The 24753-nt window shown below is 44.8% G+C and carries 23 protein-coding genes; 19 read left to right on the top strand and 4 right to left on the bottom strand.

From position 1 onward, the window contains the following. Window positions 1-166 precede the first annotated feature (166 nt). The 3 genes from cmoB to OCV12_RS10560 all read right to left on the bottom strand — a co-directional run bounded on the left by cmoB (window position 167) and on the right by OCV12_RS10560 (window position 3151). Window positions 167-1138, bottom strand: a complete 972-nt coding sequence (cmoB, locus tag OCV12_RS10570; protein WP_009846365.1) for a tRNA 5-methoxyuridine(34)/uridine 5-oxyacetic acid(34) synthase CmoB — start codon at window positions 1136-1138, stop codon at window positions 167-169. A 239-nt stretch (window positions 1139-1377) separates the two neighbouring features. After that, window positions 1378-2106: a carboxy-S-adenosyl-L-methionine synthase CmoA gene (gene cmoA / locus OCV12_RS10565; protein ID WP_017062083.1), complete on the bottom strand. Its 729-nt coding sequence runs from the start codon at window positions 2104-2106 to the stop codon at window positions 1378-1380. A gap of 139 nt (window positions 2107-2245) precedes the next feature. Next, on the bottom strand, window positions 2246-3151 hold the full coding sequence (locus OCV12_RS10560; RefSeq protein WP_261884624.1) for a DUF72 domain-containing protein: 906 nt from the start codon (window positions 3149-3151) through the stop codon (window positions 2246-2248). 314 nt (window positions 3152-3465) lie between these two features. Here OCV12_RS10560 and aspS point away from each other — a divergent pair, with 314 nt between their 5' ends. From aspS to OCV12_RS10470, 18 genes are all read left to right on the top strand, one after another. Then, window positions 3466-5238, top strand: coding sequence for an aspartate--tRNA ligase (aspS, locus tag OCV12_RS10555; RefSeq protein WP_017630636.1), 1773 nt, complete (start codon window positions 3466-3468; stop codon window positions 5236-5238). A gap of 176 nt (window positions 5239-5414) precedes the next feature. Beyond that, entirely contained in the window at window positions 5415-5936 is a 522-nt protein-coding gene (gene ruvC, locus OCV12_RS10550) for a crossover junction endodeoxyribonuclease RuvC (RefSeq protein ID WP_008219936.1), read from the top strand. 214 nt (window positions 5937-6150) lie between these two features. After that, window positions 6151-7611 (top strand): methyl-accepting chemotaxis protein, encoded by a 1461-nt coding sequence (locus OCV12_RS10545; RefSeq protein WP_261884623.1) that lies wholly within the window; start codon window positions 6151-6153, stop codon window positions 7609-7611. A gap of 92 nt (window positions 7612-7703) precedes the next feature. Next, complete coding sequence (gene ruvA, locus OCV12_RS10540; protein ID WP_008219934.1) at window positions 7704-8315, top strand: Holliday junction branch migration protein RuvA; 612 nt, start codon at window positions 7704-7706, stop codon at window positions 8313-8315. Between the two features lie 168 nt (window positions 8316-8483). Further along, window positions 8484-9500, top strand: coding sequence for a Holliday junction branch migration DNA helicase RuvB (ruvB, locus tag OCV12_RS10535; protein WP_017062078.1), 1017 nt, complete (start codon window positions 8484-8486; stop codon window positions 9498-9500). A 552-nt stretch (window positions 9501-10052) separates the two neighbouring features. Then, the gene (gene cydA / locus OCV12_RS10530; protein WP_261884622.1) at window positions 10053-11639 is read left to right on the top strand and encodes a cytochrome ubiquinol oxidase subunit I; all 1587 of its coding nucleotides are present in this window, start codon (window positions 10053-10055) and stop codon (window positions 11637-11639) included. A gap of 13 nt (window positions 11640-11652) precedes the next feature. Further along, window positions 11653-12789: a cytochrome d ubiquinol oxidase subunit II gene (cydB, locus tag OCV12_RS10525; protein WP_176680130.1), complete on the top strand. Its 1137-nt coding sequence runs from the start codon at window positions 11653-11655 to the stop codon at window positions 12787-12789. Window positions 12790-12820: 31 nt separating this feature from the next. Then, window positions 12821-12928 carry a cytochrome bd-I oxidase subunit CydX gene (gene cydX / locus OCV12_RS10520; RefSeq protein WP_000270284.1) on the top strand — a complete coding sequence of 36 codons (108 nt, stop codon included), beginning with the start codon at window positions 12821-12823 and terminating at the stop codon, window positions 12926-12928. After that, window positions 12921-13223, top strand: a complete 303-nt coding sequence (gene ybgE, locus OCV12_RS10515; RefSeq protein WP_261884621.1) for a cyd operon protein YbgE — start codon at window positions 12921-12923, stop codon at window positions 13221-13223. Before cydX ends, ybgE begins: the two co-directional genes overlap by 8 nt. Window positions 13224-13415: 192 nt before the next feature. Next, complete coding sequence (gene ybgC, locus OCV12_RS10510) at window positions 13416-13835, top strand: tol-pal system-associated acyl-CoA thioesterase (RefSeq protein WP_009846376.1); 420 nt, start codon at window positions 13416-13418, stop codon at window positions 13833-13835. Continuing rightward, a complete protein-coding gene (gene tolQ / locus OCV12_RS10505) occupies window positions 13825-14508 on the top strand; it encodes a protein TolQ (RefSeq protein WP_017062073.1) in 684 nt (227 codons plus the stop codon). The genes ybgC and tolQ overlap by 11 nt, the downstream gene beginning before the upstream one ends. 3 nt (window positions 14509-14511) lie before the next feature. Then, window positions 14512-14955, top strand: a complete 444-nt coding sequence (gene tolR, locus OCV12_RS10500) for a protein TolR (protein WP_017062072.1) — start codon at window positions 14512-14514, stop codon at window positions 14953-14955. Between the two features lie 13 nt (window positions 14956-14968). Then, window positions 14969-16036, top strand: a complete 1068-nt coding sequence (gene tolA, locus OCV12_RS10495; RefSeq protein WP_210449553.1) for a cell envelope integrity protein TolA — start codon at window positions 14969-14971, stop codon at window positions 16034-16036. A 12-nt stretch (window positions 16037-16048) separates the two neighbouring features. After that, complete coding sequence (tolB, locus tag OCV12_RS10490; protein ID WP_210473833.1) at window positions 16049-17401, top strand: Tol-Pal system beta propeller repeat protein TolB; 1353 nt, start codon at window positions 16049-16051, stop codon at window positions 17399-17401. A 111-nt stretch (window positions 17402-17512) separates the two neighbouring features. Then, entirely contained in the window at window positions 17513-18055 is a 543-nt protein-coding gene (pal, locus tag OCV12_RS10485) for a peptidoglycan-associated lipoprotein Pal (RefSeq protein ID WP_261884620.1), read from the top strand. Window positions 18056-18088: 33 nt separating this feature from the next. Beyond that, window positions 18089-18877: a tol-pal system protein YbgF gene (gene ybgF, locus OCV12_RS10480; RefSeq protein ID WP_029405341.1), complete on the top strand. Its 789-nt coding sequence runs from the start codon at window positions 18089-18091 to the stop codon at window positions 18875-18877. A 146-nt stretch (window positions 18878-19023) separates the two neighbouring features. Beyond that, entirely contained in the window at window positions 19024-20085 is a 1062-nt protein-coding gene (gene nadA, locus OCV12_RS10475) for a quinolinate synthase NadA (RefSeq protein ID WP_261884619.1), read from the top strand. A 174-nt stretch (window positions 20086-20259) separates the two neighbouring features. Continuing rightward, window positions 20260-21291, top strand: a complete 1032-nt coding sequence (locus tag OCV12_RS10470) for a potassium channel family protein (RefSeq protein WP_261884618.1) — start codon at window positions 20260-20262, stop codon at window positions 21289-21291. Window positions 21292-21398: 107 nt separating this feature from the next. On the opposite strand, the gene OCV12_RS10465 is transcribed toward OCV12_RS10470, so the two are convergent. After that, window positions 21399-21968: a UPF0149 family protein gene (locus OCV12_RS10465; RefSeq protein ID WP_017630625.1), complete on the bottom strand. Its 570-nt coding sequence runs from the start codon at window positions 21966-21968 to the stop codon at window positions 21399-21401. A 138-nt stretch (window positions 21969-22106) separates the two neighbouring features. Between OCV12_RS10465 and OCV12_RS10460 the strand changes: the two genes are divergently transcribed. Then, the gene (locus tag OCV12_RS10460) at window positions 22107-24686 is read left to right on the top strand and encodes a hybrid sensor histidine kinase/response regulator (protein ID WP_390904525.1); all 2580 of its coding nucleotides are present in this window, start codon (window positions 22107-22109) and stop codon (window positions 24684-24686) included. Window positions 24687-24753 lie beyond the last annotated feature (67 nt).

The following is a 24753-nucleotide window of genomic DNA, read 5'->3' as shown; positions in this document are numbered from 1 at the left end:
GCCAATTATTGTAATTTGAAATAGCTCACTTATTAATCATAAGTCAATTTTCGTTCAATTTACGCGCATTTTTGTGAAAGCCCACAGCGAAGCAAAAGGTGGCGTTGTAGCCACCAAAAAGCCATTACTCTGTTATCAACTAAATAATGGCTTTTGGGCATCACATTTATGGCTTGGTCGCTACAAGAATGGCACGTCTTGGTGCTGGGTGACCTTCAACCGTTTTACTTGGATCATTCGGGTCTAAGTAATCTGGTAGAGAGTTGTGTGTCATCCATTCTGTCGTGCGTTGTTCGCCGATTGTGGTGACATTTTCGTCAACGATGCGTACGTCTTCAAAGCCTACCTGTTCAAGCCAACGTTTTAGTGCTCGAGCAGAAGGGAAGAAGTACACGTTTCTCATCTGCGCGTAACGGTCAACAGGAACCAGAACTGCATTTTCGTCGCCTTCAATCACTAAGGTTTCAAGCACTAACTCACCGCCAGATACCAATTGGTCTTTTAGTTGAATTAAGTGATCAAGCGGAGAGCGACGGTGGTATAGCACGCCCATGCTGAATACAGTGTCGTACGCTTCCAGTTTTGGAAGTTGTTCAATACCTAAAGGTAACAGGTGTGCACGTTGGTCATCGCCCATTAACTTACGGATCGCTTCAAACTGAACCAAGAAAAGGTGAGAAGGGTCGATACCTACGGTTAGACGAGCACCTTCGCCAAGCATACGCCACATGTGGTAGCCGTTACCACAGCCAACATCTAACACCGAGCGGTTCTTCAATGGAGAAATATGTGGAAGAACGCGATCCCATTTCCAGTCACTGCGCCATTCCGTATCGATATGGATGTCGTGAACCGTGTAAGGGCCTTTTCTCCAAGGGTGGAAAGTCTTTAGCAAGCTTTCTAACTTTTTAAGTTCACCCGTGTGGAACGGTGTAGAGCTGCCAATCGTTACTGAGTTTTTCAGATCAACTTGGTCAGGTACACCTTGTGGAATCTTGTTCAGTGCACGTAACCAACGGTCGAAGTCGCCGTGTTCTGCATTTTGCCAATCCGTCAGCTGTTGAGGAAGAACATTTAGCCACGGCTGAAGGCGAGTATCTTGGGCAATAAGTTGATAAAAATTGGCAAAATTAAACATTAGAACAAGTTCCTAAATTTTGTTACCCGATACTATCGTCATCCTCGAGCGCGAGTCGACGAGTGCATCGGGGATCTATAAATAGATGCTAGAGTGTTTTGTTAAGGGGCGCTTTCTGAGTCGCTCGACACTCATAAAAAATACTAGTGATTAAGGTAAAGCAAAAAAGAGAGATTCCCTATCACGTTCGACCTTCACTGCAGGGAATGACGGGTATCCTTGAGTATCACTTAGCTAGACTATTTAATGGCGAACATCGAACCAAAGTTGAAACACTGGAACCACACTTCGCTGCTAGAGAAGCCAATCTTATCAAAGCGCTCTCTGTGTACAGGGATAGAGTCAGGGCGCATCACGTTTTCAATCGCGCTGCGCTTTTGGCTCACTTCTAGCTCGCTGTATCCGTTCGCACGTTTGAAATCATGGTGCAGGTCGATAAGCAGTTCATTTGAGCTTTCGTCTTCGAATACGTATTTTTCTGACAGGATTAAGATGCCGCCTGGGCGTAAGCCTGCGTGAATTTTTTCAAGCAAAGCATATCGGTCGTCTGGAGACAAGAATTGCAGCGTAAAGTTAAGAACCACAACGGAAGCGTCTTTGATTTCTACTTCACGAATATCAGCTTCGATCACTTCTACCGGCGTGTCGCTGCGGTAAGCGTTAACGTGCAATTTGCAGCGCTCAACCATCGCTTCTGAATTGTCGATCGCGAAAATTGTGCAGCCTTCTTGTTGGATGTGACGACGCATGGAAAGCGTTGCGGCACCAAGAGAACAACCAAGGTCGTAAATATTTGAATGCGGCTTGACGAAGCGCTCTGCCAGCATGCCGATTGCAGAGATGATGTTGCTATAGCCAGGCACCGAGCGTTGAATCATATCCGGAAATACTTCAGCAACCCTTGCATCAAAGGTGAAGTCTCCAATTTTATCAATAGGAGCGGAAAAGATGTTGTCTGTGTTGCTCATGGCATTCTCTCTCGACAGTCAGCGTAATTGGCACAGAATTCGTACCAAATAAAAGGGGACGTATTTTACGTAAAAAAAGGACTGCTGTCACGAAAACTGAGATTACTGCTGAGGATTACAGCCAGATGTAGAAGAAGACTTAAAACATAGAGATTTGATGGTTGCCTTTCTGAGCAGGAAACTGAGCAAGATCGGGCAATATTAATGACGTATTTTCAGACACTTGCTTTTGCAATAGTTCGTAAATAGCCATCGCGAGTTCAGGGGCATGGTTATTGTCTGGGGTGTGAATCATTAAATACGGTTGTTTTCCTTCATTGAGCCAGGTTGGAATTTTGCTAAACCATGGTTTAAAAAACTCGATGTTAGGCTCTTGGTCGGGGTGGCCAATAAAGCGAATCATCGGATTGTTGGCAGTCGCTATAGCATGAACGGGTACACGCGGTTTTTTCTGATGTGCATCGATCACTGCCTCTGTGGTTGGCGGCGCGGAAAAAACGGGGCGGCTATCCATAATAATGCGATTGATGCCTTCTTCAACCAACCACTGATTAAAGCGTTTTTCAGCATCACCTTTGTCAAAGAAACCCAAGTGGCGGACTTCAACACCCAACTGCATGTCTTTTGGAAATAACGTGCAAAATTTTTGCAGGGCAGGGAGCATGCTCGGCTCAAAGCTGTGCGGTAGCTGAATCGTCCATTGACCAATGCGATCATGCAGGGGTGACATGGTCATTAAGAACTCTTTGAGTTCGGCTTGGCAGTGTCTCAGTTGTTGCTGGTGGGTGATGAATTTGGGTAGCTTAAAAGTGAATCTGAAATCATCGTGACTGGCGGCTTTCCAATTATGAACGGTAGACATACTTGGTGTCGCGTAAAAGGTCGTGTTGCCTTCAACGGTATGAAAAACTTGGGTGTATTTTTCTAGGCGTTCCGCAGGCTTTGTCCCCTTGCCATAGAACTGACTTTGCCACTCAGAGTGAGACCACATGGTTAATCCAAGTCTTAAAGGTAAAGTTTCTGTTGTCATTACACGATTATCCATCTATTACACCGTTATTCATCACGCCATCAGACATTACAAAAAGTTTTTGGGTTGAAACGAAAATCTACTGTACGAGAGTTTTGCTGATTAAGGTACTTTCGAGATATAATTATCGCAATTTTTTCGGTTTTGATGAATCTTTGCGCATTTGATGGGCTAAAAAGCAGCAAAGCCAGATAAAACACAATAAATTCGAATGTGGAAGGTCGATTTTAACCGAGTTTCCGCGTATAAATGTTTCTTTGCTCTGTTGTGTGGAATGACCACTGACAGCTTGGAAATTAGTAAATAATTAAGAGATTGGGAAATTCATTATGCGTACCCATTACTGTGGTAACCTGAACAAGTCCCTGGCGGGACAAACTGTAGAATTGTGCGGCTGGGTAAACCGTCGCCGTGATTTAGGCGGTCTTATCTTTATTGATATGCGTGATCGTGAAGGCATCGTTCAGGTTGTTGTCGATCCAGATATGAAAGATATCTTCCCGATCGCTAACCAACTGCGTAATGAATTCTGTATCAAGTTTACTGGTGAAGTACGTGTTCGTCCTGACAGCCAAGTAAATAAAGACATGGCTACTGGTGAAGTAGAGCTTTACGCGACTGGTCTAGAGATCATCAACCGTTCAGAAGCGCTTCCACTAGACTTCAACCAAACGAACTCTGAAGAGCAGCGTCTTAAGTACCGTTACATCGATCTTCGTCGTCCAGAAATGAGCGACCGTATCAAGCTTCGTGCACGTGCTTCTAGCTTCGTTCGTCGTTTCCTTGATGAGAACCTGTTCCTAGACATCGAAACGCCAGTACTAACTAAAGCGACGCCTGAAGGTGCTCGTGACTACCTAGTACCAAGCCGTGTTCACAAAGGCAGCTTCTACGCGCTTCCTCAATCTCCTCAGCTGTTCAAGCAACTGCTGATGATGTCTGGTTTTGACCGTTACTACCAAATCGTTAAATGTTTCCGTGACGAAGATTTACGTGCTGACCGTCAGCCTGAATTTACTCAGATCGATATCGAAACATCGTTCATGTCTTCTCAAGAAGTACGTAACATCACTGAAAAGCTAGTTCACGATATGTGGAAAGAGCTTCTAGATGTTGAACTAGGTCAATTCCCAGTAATGCCTTTCTCTGAAGCGATTCGTCGTTTCGGTTCTGATAAGCCAGATCTACGTAACCCACTAGAGCTAGTGGACGTTGCTGACTTAGTGAAAGACGTTGAGTTCAAAGTATTCTCTGGTCCTGCTAACGACGAAAAAGGTCGCGTAGCGGTTATCCGTGTACCAGGTGGTGCTAAGCTAACTCGTAAGCAAATCGACGGTTACGCAGAACACGTAAACATCTACGGCGCGAAAGGCCTAGCTTGGATGAAGGTTAACGACCGTGCTGCAGGCATGGAAGGTATTCAATCTCCAGTTGCTAAATTCCTAAGCGAAGACGTAATCAACGGTATTCTAGATCGCACTCAAGCTGAATCTGGCGATATCATTCTGTTCGGCGCAGACAAAGCGGGTATCGTTGCTGAAGCAATGGGCGCACTTCGTCTTAAACTAGGTACAGACCTAGAGCTAACAGACACATCTGCATGGGCTCCACTGTGGGTTGTTGACTTCCCAATGTTCGAAGAAGACGGCGAAGGTAACCTACACGCAATGCACCACCCATTCACATCGCCACTAGGTGTGAACGCGGAAGAGCTAAAAGCGAACCCAGCAGCTGCAAACTCTGATGCATACGACATGGTAATCAACGGCTACGAAGTAGGCGGCGGTTCTGTACGTATTCACAACGCAGAAATGCAAACGGCTGTATTCGGTATCCTAGGTATCGAAGCACAAGAGCAACAAGAGAAGTTCGGCTTCCTACTAGATGCTCTTCAATACGGTACTCCACCACACGCTGGTCTAGCATTCGGTCTTGACCGTTTAGCAATGCTACTTTGTGGTACAGAGAACATCCGTGACGTTATCGCATTCCCGAAAACAACAGCTGCAGCATGTCTACTAACAGACGCGCCAAGCCTAGCTAACCCAGCATCACTGGAAGAGCTAGCAATCGCAGTTAAACTAGCGAAGAAAGAAGACTAATCAAACGATTAGCTTAACTTTCTAATGAAGCTTTAAGTTTTCGATAGAGCTTAAATTTTCATAGAGCTATAGTTTTCTCTAGATCAATGAAATGCCCGTTAATTTGACGGGCATTTTTTTTTGCGTTCGATATACTAAGCTCATAAAGCATGTATAAATAATCAGTATTTGAAGTTATGTCTATTATCTTAGGGATTGACCCTGGCTCACGCATTACCGGTTACGGTGTTATTCGTCAAAATGGCCGCCATCTATATTATTTGGGGAGTGGCTGTATTCGCACCTCAGAAAAAGAGCTACCAGGTCGACTCAAGCAGATCTATGCAGGTGTGAGCGAAATCATCACTCAGTTCCAACCGGATGTGTTTGCGATAGAGCAGGTCTTCATGGCGAAGAATGCGGATTCGGCACTTAAGCTTGGGCAAGCTCGTGGCAGTGCGATAGTAGCGGCTGTAAATGCGGATTTGCCTGTTCATGAATACGCGGCTCGTTTAATTAAGCAAGCGGTGACAGGTAATGGTGGTGCAGATAAGTCTATGGTCCAGAATATGGTGATGAGCATGCTTAAGCTGCCTGCCAAACCACAGGCCGATGCAGCCGATGCTCTGGGCGTAGCGATCACTCACGCTAACACCAACAAAACCTTGATTGCACTGGCGGGTAAGGCGACAGGCGCAAGAAAAGGGCGTTACCGTTAATTCCCATTCTCTTGTTAGCTCTTAACTGCAGCTTTTTAGACCTACTCCATCGATGAGCCTCACGCCCTGTTTGGCTCATATCAAAACACTTCTCTGCTAAATCCTTGATGAAATGAGATCTTTCGAACAGAACCCAGATAATAACATTGCTTACCATTTAACATGTTATTAACATTGGTCGGAGGTCTAACAAGTTAATCAAGGATGATCACTGATGAACCCTATCAAGCTGTGGCGCACGTTGTTTCTACCCAAAAGTAATGGGTGGAATAACAACGAAGTCAGACAAGCCGATATCTTATTACTCTTTACCTTTATCGCCTTCTTTGTGGGTGTCTACAGCTTAATTAAATGGACAAAGCACGAAGAGCAACTTCTTATCGCCACATCTGTATTCCTTATCGTGTTTGAACTGATCTCCGCACTGCTCTTGCGTGTTACCAGTAAACCCAGCCTCGCACTCAATTTTGGGTTTGTGGGGATGGCGGTACACGCGTTGAACATCATCTACCAAAGTGGAGGTGTGGTGGCATCGACTCAGGCTTATTGGGTGCCTTTGTTAGTGGTCGCTTTTTTCTTGTCAGGAACACGCATTGTCGCCTTGGTATGGAGTGGGTTAGTGATTGGCGTTTCATTGGTGATGACGTCGGCTCACCTTAACGGCTTTGAATTTCCGCAGCTAGTACTTACTCCGGAAGCTGTGGTGGTTGAAACCTGGTCTGGTGTAATTATGCCGCTGGTGGTGATTTGCATTGCTCAAGCTTTTACCGCGAAACAAAAAGAAGTAGCAATCGAAATGGCGGAACAAGCGATTTCGGAAAGCCAACAGGTTGCCAATCAAGCGACTCAAAGTGAAGGGCGACTCTCGGTGGTGCTCGACCAAGCGAATTCGAATTCTGAAAGCTTACAGGGTGTGTCTGTGCATCTAGACCAACAATCGCGAGACTTACACTCTCAAGTTGAAGTACTGAACATCAACTGTGAATCTCAAGCGAGTGCGGCCGAGGAGATGAGCCAACAATTGCACCAAATGACTCAAGGTATCGAAGAGTCCAACTCATTTGTCGGTGAACTGAAAGAGCGCAGTGAAGCGGTCGGCGAGAAAGCGCAAAAGAGCTCTGAGTCATTAGAAGCTTCAACCAGTGCTATCACTCAGATCATTCAAAGTAATCAAGAGATCATGAAAGTCGCCGATTTGATTACTTCAGTAGCGGAGCAAACTAACTTGTTGGCATTAAATGCGGCGATAGAAGCGGCTCGCGCAGGTGAGCAGGGAAGAGGATTTGCAGTCGTCGCCGACCAAGTGAGAGAGCTATCGGCGAAAAGCAGTCATTCCGCGATAGAGATTCGAACCCTGTTAGACCGCAGTAAAGACGAAGTGGAGCATGGCCGAGCGATAATCGAAACCACGGCGAATGAAATGAACGGCATCATCTCAGAGGTTCAAACTATCTCGACTGATGTGAATCAGCTCACCAACATTATGGCAATGCAGATGGATTCCTTGAAAGAGCTCGATCTCGCGAGTTCAGAAGTGGCGCAAAGTGTCGCGGAAACTAAATCTGTCTCAGGCTTAGTGGCAAATTATGGTTCTGAACTCACAGGGCATGTTACCTCTGTCAAAGAGCTGGTCGAAAGCTTAAATAACGTGGTTTCGCAAGCCAAACAAGCGTAAATAAATCACCTGAATAAACACAAAGAACTGGATAAGCATCCAGTTCTTTTATATTCTGTCCCTCAAATTATATTCCATCAAGAGAGTGAATTGTGATCGGACGTCTACGCGGTACATTAATAGAAAAACAGCCACCAGAGTTATTAATTGAAGTGAGTGGCGTTGGCTATGAAGTTCAAATGCCAATGAGCTGTTTTTACGAATTACCAAACGTTGGCGAAGAGGCAATTATCTACACTCACTTTGTTGTTCGTGAAGATGCACAACTGCTTTACGGCTTCAACACAGTTAAAGAGCGTGCGCTGTTCCGTGAAGTCATTAAAGCGAATGGTGTTGGCCCTAAACTTGGCCTTGGCATCCTTTCAGGTATGACGGCGAGTCAGTTTGTTCAGAGTGTTGAGCGTGAAGATATTTCTACGCTAGTGAAGCTGCCGGGTGTCGGTAAGAAAACCGCAGAACGTCTGGTTGTTGAAATGAAAGACCGCCTGAAAGGGTGGGGCGCAGGTGATCTGTTTACGCCTGCAACGGATGCTGCACCGATTGACTCTATGCCAACCGTTCATGACGCTGAAGAAGAAGCGGTAAGCGCACTACTTGCATTAGGCTACAAGCCGACTCAAGCTTCTAAGGTTGTTTCTCAAGTGGCTAAAGAAGGTATGACGAGCGAACAACTGATTCGTGATGCCTTGAAGTCGATGGTTTAATCAAAACCGACACTGAAACCGCGATGTAAGCTCCGTGCTGCATCGCGTTAATCTCTAGCGAGTACTATCTCGTTAGAATATGCTTAGTATTCATGTGCTCCAATATTGGTGAGCGACTAAGCAAGAATTAAAGATAACAGAGTTAACACTCTTAAATTGGAACCCTCTATGATTGAAGCTGATCGCCTCATTGCTCCTGATAATCCGGTCTTTAAAGATGAAGATGTTATTGACCGTGCGATACGACCGAAAGCATTAGCCGACTATCAAGGTCAGGATCACGTCCGTGGCCAGATGGAAATTTTCATCAAAGCAGCTCAACTTCGTAATGAGGCGCTCGATCATCTGTTGATATTTGGTCCTCCTGGCTTGGGTAAAACCACCTTGGCGAACATCGTTGCCAATGAAATGGACGTTAACATTCGCACCACTTCAGGGCCTGTATTAGAGAAAGCAGGGGATTTGGCGGCATTGCTGACTAACCTTGAAGAAAATGATGTGCTGTTCATCGATGAGATCCACCGTTTAAGCCCTGTCGTTGAAGAGGTGTTGTATCCAGCGATGGAAGATTACCAACTGGACATCATGATTGGTGAAGGCCCTGCGGCGCGCTCAATCAAGATCGACCTTCCACCTTTCACTTTGATTGGCGCGACGACTCGTGCTGGCTCTCTGACGTCTCCGCTGCGTGACCGTTTTGGTATTACCCAGCGTCTTGAATACTACAAAGTTGAAGACCTGCAAAACATCGTTCAGCGCAGTGCCGATTGCTTAGGTTTATCTATGGAGTCTGAAGGCGCATTGGAAGTTGCTCGTCGTGCTCGTGGTACACCTCGTATTGCAAACCGTTTATTGCGCCGTGTACGCGACTATGCGGAAGTGAAAGGGGATGGCCATATTTGTCCAGAGGTTGCTGATAAAGCGCTTAACATGTTGGATGTCGATGCTAAAGGTTTCGACTACATGGATAGAAAGCTTTTACTCGCAATTATGGAGAAGTTTGGTGGTGGTCCAGTGGGTATCGACAACATGGCTGCCGCGATTGGTGAAGAGAGAGACACCATTGAAGATGTGTTAGAGCCTTACTTGATACAGCAAGGTTATCTACAAAGAACGCCAAGAGGCCGAATCGCGACCGACAGAGCGTATTTACACTTTGGAATAGATAAACCCTCCAATCGTTAAATTATTCATTTTTAAAGATCCCAGTTGCATAAGCGCTGGGATTTTTTGCTTTTTACTGAATAACAACTCTTTGAGCGAGTCGATAAAAAGGTCGAAAAGGGTTCCTCAAAAATGGAAACTTTGATTTCAGGTTTGATTTAGATAACAGAAAATGAAATAAGTTGTCATATTTTTTGTTAATACTTTATAGGTAGTTGTAATTTGGATGTTGAGGCGGTGCTGATCATTTGTCACAGATATCATGCGCTGTTATTAAGGCAAGCATAATTGGTGTGATTTTAATCATAATTGTACAAAAATAACTCTAATTTGCTCGAATAAATTTGATACAAATCAACGCAGGGTTCTCCCATAAACCTTTTGAAACATACTGATTTTACCAGTAATATTAGCGCCAGCTATATTAGCTCATGCTTAACAATAATCTAACTATAACGGTACGTTTTTGCTACAAATTTCAATTTGTAATAACAATTACATAAATTGTTTTAACATGGATTTTTGAGGTGAATAATCACACAAGTGTCATTCAGCCGACACAAAGGAGTTACCATGATTGATGTTGTTGATCTGTCGCGATTGCAGTTTGCATTTACAGCGATGTATCACTTCCTATTTGTTCCACTGACTTTAGGTATGGCATTTCTACTTGCCATTATGGAGTCAGTTTATGTAATGACTGGCAAGCAAATTTACAAGGACATGACCAAGTTCTGGGGTAAATTGTTTGGTATTAACTTTGCTCTTGGTGTAGCGACAGGCTTAACCATGGAGTTCCAGTTTGGTACTAACTGGTCTTACTATTCTCACTATGTTGGCGACATCTTTGGTGCTCCGCTAGCTATCGAAGCGCTTGTTGCATTCTTCCTAGAGTCTACTTTTGTTGGCCTATTCTTCTTCGGTTGGGACAGACTGTCAAAGCGTCAACACTTAGCGGTAACTTGGTTAGTAGCACTTGGCTCTAACTTCTCTGCGCTTTGGATCTTGGTAGCAAACGGCTGGATGCAAAACCCAGTGGGTGCGGAATTTAACTTTGAAACCATGCGTATGGAAATGGTGAGCTTCGCTGAAGTTGTACTAAACCCAGTAGCGCAAGTTAAGTTCGTACACACAGTAGCGTCTGGTTACACAACGGGTGCAATGTTCATCCTTGGTATCAGCTCATACTACATTCTTAAAGGTCGTGACCTTGCCTTTGCTCGTCGCTCTTTCGCGATTGCAGCATCTTTCGGTATGGCGGCGATCCTGTCAGTAATCGTACTAGGTGATGAATCTGGTTACGAGCTTGGTGAAGTTCAAAAAGTGAAGCTCGCTGCTGTAGAAGCAGAATGGCACACTGAAGAAGCACCAGCAGCATTTACTGTTTTTGGTATTCCAAACCAAGAGACAATGAATACTGACTACGCAATTAAAATTCCTTACGTAATGGGTATCATCGCAACACGTTCTTTAGATAAAGAAGTAACGGGCCTGCGTGACCTACGTGATGACCACGTTGATCGTATCCGCACGGGTATGTACGCGTACGAATTGCTTGAAAAGCTACGTGCAGGCGACAAGTCTGAAGAAAACATGGCTGCTTTCGACGAAGTGAAAGGTGACCTAGGTTACGGTCTACTTCTTAAGCGCTACACAGACGAAGTTGTTGATGCAACAGAAGACCAAATCCAAATGGCTGCGGATGATTCTATCCCAACAGTTTGGCCTCTATTCTGGTCATTCCGTCTGATGGTTGCTTGTGGCTTCATCATGCTGTTTGTATTCGGTGCTGCGTTTGTTCAAACGTGTCGTCAGAAGATCGAACAGAAACCATGGGTACTTAAAGCTGCGCTATTCTCAATCCCACTGCCTTGGATTGCGATTGAAGCAGGTTGGTTCGTTGCTGAGTTTGGTCGTCAACCATGGGCGGTTGGTGAAATCTTACCGGTTAACGTTGCTGCATCAGCACTAACTATCGAACAGCTTTGGACTTCTCTATTCGCTATCCTGGCACTGTACACAGTGTTCTTGATTGCTGAAGTTTACCTAATGCTGAAATTCGCACGTAAAGGTCCAAGTAGCTTGAAGACAGGCCGTTACCACTTCGAACAAAACGATAACTCTGTTGAAGACAAAGTTAGCCGTTCAGTTGAAGTATAAGTGAGGGAATATTATGTTTGATTACGAAAGCTTACGACTTATTTGGTGGGTATTGATCGGTGTTCTACTGGTTGGTTTCGCCGTAACTGATGGCTTTGATATGGGTGTTGCCGCTCTGTCTCCTGTTATCGGTAAGAGCGACACTGAACGTCGTATTATGCTGAATACTATTGCCCCTCACTGGGACGGCAACCAAGTATGGCTAATTACGGCTGGTGGTGCATTGTTCGCTGCATGGCCATTGGTTTACGCGACGTCTTTCTCTGGTTTCTACTTCGCAATGTACGTGACGCTAGCAGCACTTTGGCTGCGTCCACTTGCTCTTGATTACCGTTCAAAGATTGAAGAGCCAAAATGGCGTAAGGCTTGGGACTACGCACTTTGCTTCAGTGGCACAGTTCCGCCAATCATCTTCGGTGTAGCATTTGGTAACCTAATGCAAGGTGTTCCATTTGACCTAAACGACCTGATGATGTCTAAGTACCACGGTACGTTCTTCGCTCTGCTAAACCCGTTTGCATTGCTATGTGGCGTGTTGGCTCTAATGTTGTTCGTGATGCAAGGTGCAACATGGCTTCAAATGAAGACAACAGAAGAACTGCACAACCGTGCACGTAACGTTGCTCAGATCACTGGCCTAATTGCTATTGCTCTGTTCGTTATTGGTGGTTTCTGGGTTCAATCTATCGAAGGCTATGTGATTACAAGCACTATCGATACGTTTGCTGATTCAAACCCACTAAACAAAGAAGTATCACTTCAAGTTGGTGCTTGGATGACAAACTTCGAAACCTATCCAGCAATGTGGGCTGCGCCGATTCTTGGTGTGGTAATGCCACTGCTTGCTGTGATTGCATCTCGCTTTGAGCGTGGTGGTTTCGCATTCTTGTTCTCAAGCCTATCTAACGCTGGTGTTATTCTAACGGCTGGTTTTGCAATGTTCCCATTCGTAATGCCATCAAGCCTGAACCCTAACCATAGTTTGACTATGTGGGATTCAACAGCGAGTGAGCTAACGCTTGGTCTTATGACTGCAGTTGCGGCGGTAATGGTTCCTGTGATTCTTGGCTACACAACTTGGACATACTACAAAATGTTCGGTCGCCTAGATAAGAAACACATCGAAGATAACGACGTTTCAGCTTACTAAGCTAGAAGTGAAATAACTTAGGAGAAATTTTATGTGGTATTTCGCATGGATTTTGGGTGTACTTCTAGCATGTGCATTCGGCATCATCAATGCTCTATGGCTAGAGCATTCAGAAATGATGGACAAAGACAGTGAGTAATCTCGCAGAGCAAGTTGCTAAGCTACATCAACCAATGGATAAGACTCTGTTAAGAGCTTTATCCTTAATATTGGGTTTCATGCATGTTGGTTTGGTAATGTGGGATCCTGAAGCGTATGCGACAAGCATTGGTGGCTTTAACGCGATCATCGGGCCAATGTTTATCTGGGCAGTATGTTCAAGCATGGTTTACGGTATCGGATTTAAGCCAAGAGCTTGGATGTGGCAGCTGCTGTTTAGCCCGTACGTTTCGCTCACAATTTTGCTCTACCTAACGGTGCTGCGCCTTATCTAAATAAGGTTGTGAATTAGGTTTATAACAAAGTAAACCTAGGTAACTGTTGGGTTTTTAGTCAAAAAGAGGTCATCTTATACAGATGGCCTTTTTTTTCGTCTCCAAACTCAAAAAATTCACTGCCATATACTATTAATGATAATGAGTTAGGTTATAGTAATCTCTTTACCGTTTTAGGGTTGTGGAATCAATTTGCAGGGATTATCTAAGCCGTTTACGTGGCCAGTAACCGTATATTACGAAGACACCGATGCCGGTGGCGTGGTGTACCATTCTAACTATCTCAAGTTTTTTGAACGCGCTCGAACTGAGATGTTGCGCTCAATTGGCGTTTCTCAGCAGGTATTATTAGAACAAAACATCGGTTTTGTAGTCCGACATATGGACATAGATTTTATTCAAGGCGCGCGCCTTGATGATTCTTTACAAGTCATTACAAATATTTACGAGTTGAAGCGAGCTACCTTGGTCTTCTGTCAAGAGATCGTAAATCCTGATGGCAAAGCATTGTGTAAAGCAATGGTTAAGGTAGCATGTATCGACAATCAAAAAATGAAACCAAAGGCAATGCCAACATTTATTCTTACGGAGCTAACGAATAGTGACTGCTGAAATCTCAATCTTAGGCCTAATTTTAGAAGCTAGTTTACTAGTGAAGATGGTCATGCTGACTCTTATGGGCATGTCTGTTGTGTCTTGGGCGATGATCATAAAAAGAAGTAAAGTGTTATCTCAAGCTTCTAAACAAACTGAAGTGTTTGAAGATAAGTTCTGGTCTGGTGTTGATCTGGCTAAATTGTATCAAGAGAGCAATAAGCGCAAAGATGAGCTTTCTGGTACCGAAGAGATTTTCTACGCAGGCTTCACTGAATTTGCTCGTCTTCGTAAATCAAACGCAACGTCTCCTGACTTCATCATGGAAGGCACTGGTCGTGCAATGCGCGTTGCCGTAGCTCGCGAAGTCGACGAACTAGAAACGAACTTACCTTTCTTAGCGACAGTCGGCTCTATTAGTCCTTACATCGGCCTATTTGGTACGGTTTGGGGCATCATGCACTCATTCATCGCATTAGGTGAAGTGAAGCAAGCGACACTGGCTATGGTTGCTCCTGGTATTGCAGAGGCACTTATTGCAACGGCAATGGGTCTATTCGCAGCTATTCCGGCAGTAATGGCCTACAACCGCTTCAGCAGCCGAGTTGGTAAGCTAGAACACAACTACGCGACTTTCTCTGAAGAGTTCCACAGCATTCTTCACCGTCAAGCGATGGCTGGCAGGGAATAATAGATGGCTGGATACCAACCTAAAAAACGTAAAATGACAGCAGAGATTAACGTTGTACCTTACATCGACGTTATGCTTGTTTTGCTGATTATTTTTATGGTGACTTCACCGTTCGTGACTCAAGGTGTCGACGTTGAATTGCCTCAGGCTTCAACGGCTAAGTCTGCACAAGATCTTTTGGGTGACGACAACGCGAGTTTTATTATCGTTGAAGTGAACAAAGACGGTGAGCTTGGTTTGAGCGTTAATGACGAAGAAGTACAACGTGGCTTATCTATGGAAGATATTATCGTCCGAGTGAAAGCTGAGTTGTCTTTGAAGCCGAATTCTCCAGTGGCGGTTGGCGGTGATGCCGCAACGCCTTACGCTGAAGTGGTTTTATTACTTGATGAATTAAGCCGTGCAGGTGTGCCAAAGGTTGGCCTTTTAACGGATATAAGGGAATAGCTCCGTAGCATTCATGAAAGCGACTAATAAAAAATCCAATAGTTTCAGAAAACCGCTTCTTATTTCACTTGGGCTGCACGTTATTCTATTCGTTGCGCTCATTTGGGGAGCGGATTTCACGATGTCAGAACCTAAGCCAACTGGCCAAATGGTTCAGGCTGTGGTGATTGATCCTCAGTTGGTTCGCCAGCAAGCTCAACAGATTCGTCAACAGCGAGAAGCCGCGAGCAAGAAAGAGCAGGAGCGCCTAGACAAGCTCAGACGTGAAAGTGAACGACTTGAAAAGAATCGCAAAGCGGAAGAGGAAAACATTCGTAAGCTGAAAGAACAGCAAGCGAAGGATGCAAAAGCCGCTCGAGAGGCTGAAAAACGACGTGTCGAGAACGAGAAGAAACGCAAAGCTGAAGAGGCACGTTTGCAGCAAGAGCAAAAGAAAGCTGCTAAAGCAGAAGCTGACCGCAAGTTGAAAGAAGCGGCGTTGGTGAAAGCTGAAAATGAGCGTAAAGCCAAAGAAGCTGCTATCGCGAAAGCTGAACAAGAACGCGTGGCAAAAGAAAAAGCCGCGCAAGAGGCAGCTGAAAAAGCTCGTAAAGAAAAAGAAGCCGCTGAGCGTGCTGAGAAGCAACGCATAGCGAAAGAGAAAGAAGCCGCAGCTGCAGCAGAGAAAGCCCGTAAGGCGAAGGAAGCGGCAGCGAGAGCGGAAAAAGAGCGCAAACAACAAGAAGCGGCATTGAATGACATCTTTGCTGGCCTTGAAACTGAAGCGACTCAAAACTCTTCGGCAAGACAACAATTTATTAGTGATGAAGCACAGCGTTACGGCGCTATTTATACCCAACTGATTCAGCAGAACCTACTGTTAGAAGACAGCTACAGAGGGCGCTCGTGCCGAGTGAACTTGAAGCTTATTCCAACGGGCTCAAACGCGATTTTGGGTAGCTTAAGTATCTTGGATGGCGATAGCCGTTTATGCGCAGCAACCAAGCGTGCGGTGGCACAAGTGCAATCTTACCCATTGCCTAAAGACCCTGACATTGTGAAATCATTGAAAGACATCAACTTAACTGTATCACCAGAGTAAAAGGACGAACTTGTGTTAAAAAAACTATTACTGAGTTTTGTTTTTGTAATAGCGACAAGCAGCCAGTTTGCACATGCGGCGCTGGAGCTGGTTATTACAGACGGCATTAACTCTGCACGACCTATTGCTATTGTACCTTTCCGTTGGGAAGGCGCAGAGCCACTGCCACACGATGTATCAGCAGTTATCGCTTCTGACTTACAACGTAGTGGTAAATTCAGCCCAGTTGCGACAAGCAAAATGCCTCAAACGCCTTACAGCGAAACTGAGGTGAACTTTGATGCTTGGACCAACCTAGGCGTTGACTCACTGCTTACAGGTAGCATCACTAAAAATGCCGAAGGGCAGTATGTGGTGAATTACCAATTGATCGACATTGTTCGTGGTCAACTGACTAAAGGACAAAGCCGTGCACTTAGCGATGAAGGCCAATTGGTTCTTTCTAAAGATCACGTGTTGTTCAATAAGAAGGCTACGGTTCCTGGCAAGCGCTTGAGAGAGTACGCACACCGTATTTCTGACTTAGTGTATGAAGAGCTAACTGGTGAGAAAGGCGCGTTCTTAACTCGCATCTCTTACGTGGTAGTGAACGATAAAGATAAGTACCCGTACCAGCTTCGTGTTGCAGACTACGATGGCTTTAACGAGCGTTTAGTACTTCGTTCTAAGCAGCCTCTTATGTCACCTGCATGGTCACCTGACGGTAAAAAACTGGCTTATGTGAGCTTCCAGAATGGCCAAGCTGAAATATTCATCATGAATATTTACACCGGTGAACGTGAGAAAGTGACGTCATACCCTCGTCACAATGGTGCGCCAAGATTCTCGCCAGATGGTAAAACATTGGCATTGGTATTGTCGAAAACGGGCAGCCTTCAGGTGTACACACTTGACCTTGCTAGCCGTAAGCTGACTCAAATTACCCGCGGCCGTTCGAATAATACTGAACCATTCTGGCACCCAGATGGCAAGTCTCTAATTTTCACATCGGATCGTGGTGGTAAACCACAGATTTATAATGTAAATTTGTCAAATAATTCGACTTCTCGTATTACTTGGCAAGGTAGCCAAAACTTAGGTGGCCAGATCACACCTGATGGACGATTCCTAATCATGGTAAATCGCAGCAACTCAGGTTTTAACTTGGCTAAGCAGGATTTGGAAACAGGTGCGGTTCAGGTACTAACAAAAACATTGTTAGACGAATCTCCAAGTATTGCACCGAATGGAGGTATGGTTATCTATAGCTCTATTTACAACAAGACAAACGTACTATCGATGGTTTCTATCGATGGCCGTTTCAAAGCTAGATTACCGGCAACCAACGGACGCGTAAGAGCGCCTGCATGGTCTCCGTTCCTCTAGTTTAAGTGATACATTCTTTTAGCTATTGATAGTGTTAACTATTGTGGCAATTAACTATCTATAGCACTTAGTCGCTGTAGAAACTAAGTTTGATAACGTAAGGAAAAAAAGATGCAACTTAACAAAGTTCTTAAAGGCTTGATGATTGCACTACCAGTGATGGCAGTAACGGCATGTAGCTCAACTGATGAAGCAACATCTGCAACATCTGGTACTGAAAGCAACCAAACAACTTCAGGTTCAGAAGGCAACGTAGACACAACTGTTGTAACGCCAATTGACGCTAACGGTCAACTGTCTGAGCAAGAGCTTAAAGAGCAAGCGCTACGTGAAACTCAAACAATCTACTTCGCATTCGATAACTCGACTATCGCTGGCGATTACGAAGAAATGTTAGCAGCTCACGCAGCTTACCTAGTTAAGAACGTTGACATTAACGTTACTATCGAAGGTCACGCTGATGAGCGCGGTACTCCTGAGTACAACATCGCACTTGGCGAGCGTCGTGCACAAGCTGTAGCGAAATACCTACAAGCTCTAGGTGTTCAAGCAGACCAAATCTCTATCGTAAGCTACGGTGAAGAGAAGCCACTTCTTCTAGGTCAATCTGAAGATGTGTACGCTAAAAACCGTCGCGCAGTACTAGTTTACTAATTTTAGTAGGCTATATAATTGAGGAATTGCCTCATGTTCAGTAACACAAAGCGAGTCATTTTGCTTTCGTTACTGGCAAGTGCAGCGAACACCGCGTTCGCTGCACCAGCTCCAGTATCCGATCTCAATAGCACCGCAACCAATTCATCATCTTCCTCTCGAGCAGCGTCTGCATCTAACGAATCAGATATTGAGCGTTTAGAACGCCTGCTTCAAAATCGCAACCTTGTTCAGCTTCAAATGCAACAGCAAATCGACGACATGGCACTGGAGATCAGTGAACTTCGTGGTGAGCTGGAACGAAACAGCTACGATATGAAGCAAATGCTAGAGCGCCAACGTGAACTGTTCATTGAACTGGATCGTGTAAGAGGTGAGGTGAAAGCAGCAGGAACCGCAACGGTAGCAGTGGCAGCGAGTGAAGGCTCTAAAGATGCTTCTGGTACGTTCAGTACTGATGTCGATGAGCAAACCGCTTATCAAAATGCTGTAGATATGATTCTAAAGCAACGAGACTACACGGGTGCGATTGCCGCATTCCAAAAGTTTCAAAAAGACTTCCCAGATTCAACCTTCACACCTAACTCACATTACTGGTTAGGTCAGCTTTATTTCGCTAAGAAGCAAGATAAAGAAGCCGTGAAGAGCTTTGCCGCTGTTGTGTCGTACAAAGACTCAAACAAGCGAGCAGATGCACTGGTTAAGCTTGGTGACATAGCTGCGCGCAACAACAACGCGACGCAAGCTAAGAAATATTACCAACAAGTCGTGACCGAGTACCCAAATAGTGCTTCGGCAAAAGTGGCGAAAACCCACTTATAAAACAAAATAGGGGTGCTTAGGCGCCTCTTTTTTATACCCTCTTTAATACTTATCCGTACTTGCTTACAACCAATCCTTTTTGATCCCAATCGCTGTCCTGTGTAGAATACTCGGATTCTCGGAAGAAGTTGCGTAGAGCAAGAGCAATGAGTCATATACTAGATAAAATCGATACAGTTTACCCGTTTCCGCCTAAGCCAGTTTCATTGAGCGACGCTCAGAAACAGGCCCACATCGCAAACATCAAAAAACTACTTCAAGAAAAAGATGCAGTTCTAATTGCACACTACTACACAGATCCTGAAATTCAGGCTCTGGCAGAAGAAACTGGTGGTTTCGTTGGCGATTCATTAGAAATGGCTAAATTCGGTAACCGTCACTCAGCAAGCACTTTGATCATCGCTGGTGTTCGTTTTATGGGTGAGTCTGCAAAGATACTTACTCCTGAAAAACGCATTCTAATGCCAACACTTGAAGCTGAATGTTCACTTGACCTTGGTTGTCCTGCTGATAAATTTACAGAATTTTGTGATGCTCACCCTGACCACACAGTGGTTGTATACGCGAACACCTCTGCGGCTGTTAAAGCTCGTGCAGACTGGGTGGTTACGTCGAGTATCGCTTTAGAAATCGTTGAAAGCCTAGACGCTGAAGGCAAACCCATTATTTGGGGCCCAGACCGTCACCTAGGTTCTTACATCGCAAATCAAACTGGCGCTGACATGTTGCTTTGGCAAGGTGAGTGTATCGTTCATGATGAGTTCTCAGCTGATGCTTTGAAGAAAATGAAATCGGTATACCCAGAAGCGGCTATTTTGGTTCACCCAGAATCACCAGCAAGTGTGGTTGAACTGGCTGACGCTGTAGGTTCAACAAGCCAACTGATTAAGAAGGCGAAAGAGCTTCCTCATCCACAGATGATTGTTGCGACTGATAAAGGTATCTTCTTCAAGATGCAGCAATTGGTTCCTGAAAAAGAACTGATTGAAGCGCCAACAGCTGGTGCTGGTGCAACTTGTCGTAGCTGTGCACACTGTCCTTGGATGGCGATGAACGGCCTTGAAGCGATTGAAAATGCGCTTGAGAACGGTGGTGAGCAACACGAGATCTTCGTTTCTGACGAACTACGTGTGAAGTCTCTTATCCCGCTGAACCGCATGCTAGATTTTGCTGAGCAATTAAATGTGCAGGTAAAAGGTAACGCGTAAGCCGTTCTTTTATCTAACCAACGAAAAACCAGCCAATAGTGCTGGTTTTTTTGTACCTAAAGATAGGTCGCTACTATCAATATTGTGGTCATGTATCTTTTTCTGATGATACATCTTGTTGATATCAGGTATTTTTTCTAGCATGTAAGTAAGATCGAAGGATTTGAGGCTCGAATGATAATCTGGTTACAACTCAAACGTTGGGTCAAAGCAAATATCTTTGTTTTGAATGGAAAAAACTTACTGTTGACCTTCTTAGGCTACGTATTTCTGTCGTGGTCGAGTTTGTATTTAGCGGGTGAAACAGCGCTAACCAGCTCGTTTACCACGTTCGCTTACTACCTAGTCGTGACTGCATCTACGGTGGGTTACGGTGATTTATCACCAACGACAGAGGCTGGACAATGGATCGTTATATTGTTTGTGATTCCGGGTGGACTGAGTCTTTTCGCGGCCTTGCTTGGTAAGGTAGCGACAGAAGGTGTTGAATATTGGCGAGCGGGCTTGCTAGGAAAAAGGAGAGTTAGAGTGGACAACCACATTTTGATGCTTGGATGGAATGAGCAAAGAACCATTCACCTCATTCGTATGTTACAACATGAAGAAACGGGCAAGCGACCAATCGTGTTATGTACTCGTTCAGATATCGAGAATCCGTTACCCGGCGAAATCAATTTCGTTAAAGTAAACAGCTACACAGATGGCAAAGAAATGGAAAAAACGGGCATCGAGTCTGCCAGTTGTATTCTTATTGATAACCCAGAAGACGACATTACATTATCTGCGGCGCTTTACTGTGCGAACCGTAACCCTAAAGCTCATCTTCTTGTTTACTTTAAAGACGAAGCATTGAGTGACTTGCTACACAAGCATTGTCCTAACTCAGAATGTATTCCAGCGGTGGGTGCAGAAATGTTGGCTAAGGCTGCGGTAGACCCGGGTTCGAGTGCGCTTCACCAAGAGTTATTGAGCTCAACAAGGGGCATGACACAGTACTCGACCTATTACCCAGAGAATTCTGAGCCTGTGACGGTTGCGCCGATTTTCTCGGTGTTTAAAGAGAAGTATCAAGCCACTTTGATTGCGATTGATACGGGAAGTGGTATTGAACTTAACCCAGAACTCGACCAAGTTGTCAGCAGCGGCACTAAGCTGTTCTATATTGCCGATGAACGAATTGATCATTTTGATTGGAAAGGCTTTTAAATCAGCTAATTACTTTCAAAACGAAAAAAGGCCTCGTTAGAGGCCTTTTTGTTATGGTCTGATCGAGTTAAGCAGTGAGCTTAATTCTTTTGCAGAGCTTATTGAGATTATTGAGCTTCTGCCAATGCGATGCCACGCTGCGTTAGACCGCAAAGCATCACAGGGACCGCGTTAAAGATCTCTTCGAACTGCTCTAGACCTTCAATACCTTGCTCAGCAAGCGTTGCGATTGAGGTTTCTGGATCGTAAAGCATGCTCAGCGAAAGCAGTACGCCTCCAACCAGTGCATTGTCTTCGCTGTCTTCAGGCATCAGTGTTTCCCAATCATCACGGGCAACCTGCCAGCCTTGAAGCAAGCCTTCACAAAAATCGCGAGCCGCTGTGTTAACGACTTCTTCATCATCCAACTGACAAGCTTCAGGCCAAACCCAAGTGCCTTCGATCAGCTCTGGGCGTGTCTTATTCCAAAGCGCGATGATAACTTCAATGTAGCTTTCAAGTTGCTCACCATCAGTGAAAGGAGCGACTTCTTCGCCACCCCAAAGGAACGGTAGCCACTCATGCGGGGTTAACACATTAGGTGCCGCTGCCATTGCAGTGACAAATCCGATGGTTTTGTGTTCTGTGATTAGCTTTCCTTCCAACTCTGGAAGCGCAAGAATATCTTGTAAAGTCAAAGTGAGGTACCGTAAAAGGGAACATATTTGCGCTTATAGTACCAATGAACTTGTGCCAATCAAGCTTCAATCTAAAAAGCCTTGATGTCATGGATGATAAACACTAGTTTTAACAGAAAAGAAAACAATAAAAGAATTATGCAGATACGGTCGTCTCTTAAGAAAAAAAGCATGGTAGCGCTTGGGCTATACCTTGCTATGTTTATTGCCATTGTCGGTAGTGTGACGTATTACGTCGTAGAATCCCCCGTGCGCGCCAAATTACAGCAAAACCTCGACTTGCGTACGCAACTGTTATCCGCATTGATTACAGAGCCACTCAGCAGCTCTCAAGGCTTTGTTGATAGTTTAGTTGGTTTTGCTCAGGCACATCGTAAAGGTGAAGATGTCATCCCGCTATTCAAGTCGATGTTAGCAGCGAGCGATGACACAATTGTGAGTGCTGGTATTTGGCCAGAACCTTATGCGCTGGATTCCGACAAGCTTTTAAACAGCTATTTTTTCAACAAAGCTGACGATGGTACGATTGACCAGCTTTTTTCATACAACAACCCTAAAAACGCCCCTTATCACGAAGAGTATTGGTATACCTCGGTGGTAGACAAGCCACAGGGAACCATCTCCTGGAGCGATGTCTATATCGATCCCTATACTCACGTTCGAATGATTACGGCTTCGTCACCTTATTACTATGACGGCACTTTTGCTGGTATTGCGACGGTGGATCTCTCGCTCGAAGAGTTGTTGGGTTTCATTAAAAACCACGCAGAAGAGTACAATCTTGGTATCACCCTCAGAGATAAACTCAACCAAGTCTTGGTTTCGCATAACTTCAATCTCGTTGAAGGGATCTACATCAGCAGTAACCAATTTGGTGAGTTTGGCTGGCAAGTCGATGTGGTTAACTCAAAATCACGCGTAGCTGATGAAGTGTTTCGTCAGGTCATGAGTATCGAGGGCGGTATTGTTCCGCTGCTACTACTGTGTGTTATGGCAGGTTATTACTTGCTGAACCGTTACTTGATTAGCCCAATTACCAATATTGCCGCTAAGGTAGGCGGTTCTAAAGCGGGTGAAATCATCGATGTTGAATATTCAAGTGACGACGAAATTGGTCACTTGATTAAAACCTTCAACGAGAAGACCATCTACCTCGAAGCGGAAAAGGTTAAGGCTCAGGCATCAACCAATGCCAAAACGGCTTTCCTCGCGACCCTGTCACATGAAATCCGTACGCCGATGAATGGTGTATTGGGCACCGCTCAAATCCTATTGAAAACGCCTTTAAACTCGGAACAAGAGAAGCACCTAAAGAGCCTGTATGAGTCAGGCGATCACATGATGACACTGCTTAATGAGATCTTGGATTTCTCAAAGATCGAGCAGGGCAGGTTGGATCTCGATGAAACTCGATTCCCTCTGGACTCGATCATCGGCAGTATTAACAGTGTCTACTACACCTTATCTTCTGAAAAAGGTCTTCAATTCAAAGTTTACTCTGAAGTGCCGTCGGGTCGTTGGTACTTTTCGGATAAAGCACGTCTTCGCCAAATCTTATTTAACCTATTGAATAATGCCGTGAAGTTCACTTCTAGAGGCTTTGTTGAGGTGTACTTTAAAGAAATCGTCGAGGGCAGTGATACCTATCTGAGTATTCGAGTTCGTGACACCGGCATAGGTATTTCTAAAGAAGCTCAAAAACGTATTTTCAAACCTTTCGAACAGGCAGAATCGTCGACCACAAGACGTTTTGGTGGTACTGGCCTTGGCTTAGCGATTGTGAAGAAGATTGCCCAGCTCATGGATGGCAGTATTACCGTCACCAGTGAAGAGGGCATAGGCACTAGTTTTGATGTTCGATTGAAGATTCAACCGTGTCAGCCTGGTGAGATAGAGAGCTTGCCACACAAGAAATTAGATTACTCCGGTTTGAAAGTGCTGATTGTTGAGGATAACCGAACCAATACCGTCATCATCGAAACCTTCATGAGCAGCAAAGGGTTCACGTGTAAGAGCGTAGAAAACGGTGAGCTTGCTATACAAGCCGTTGTTGCTGAGCATTTTGATTTGGTGTTGATGGATAACCACATGCCAGTGATGGACGGTGTGGAATCAACCACTGCGATTCGCGCTTTAATTGGCGATGTTTCATCCGTCTTAATATTTGGTTGTACTGCTGATGTGTTTAAAGAGACTCGCGAGCGTATGCTCGGTGCGGGTGTCGACTACATCATTGCAAAACCAATCGATGAGCGAGAGCTCGACGATGCTTTATTCCGTTATTCGAATAAGCTTTACCAGTTCCACGAGGAAGAGAGCAATGATGAGCAGAGCGACAGTGACGACTATAGCGATGATCAAGCTATTGATGAAAGAGTAAGTCATGGAACGGAAAACCATGAGCTAGAAAGCAATAACGCTAAAAATCCAAAAACACACCTTCATGGGCAAAAGAGTCAAAGTCGCTCGCTGCCTAAACCTGACCTACGAAACAAAGACAATACTGAAGAGTTGTTAGTAACACTTTATGTGGCTCTTGAAGACAACAACCTTGAGTTAATTCAATTTGCCTTAGAGAGCTTGCGTGTTCATGTCAAACCTATGAACAATGCTGAACTGACCTACCAAGTGGATAAGGCTTTAGAGCAGGTTTCTCAGGGCGCTCCTCCTACTCAAGATGTTATTAATATCATTACTGTCAATCTACCCATGGCCTAGTTGTTGTTTAATTACAGAAAGTAAACAACGAATTGTCCATTATTTGACCTTTATGTGATTTATTGGT

It is taken from the genome of Vibrio pomeroyi (assembly GCF_024347595.1).
GTDB classification, from domain to species: domain Bacteria; phylum Pseudomonadota; class Gammaproteobacteria; order Enterobacterales; family Vibrionaceae; genus Vibrio; species Vibrio pomeroyi.
The sequence above is the reverse complement of the archived record's forward strand: the minus strand, read 5'-3'. Positions and strand labels throughout refer to the sequence as shown.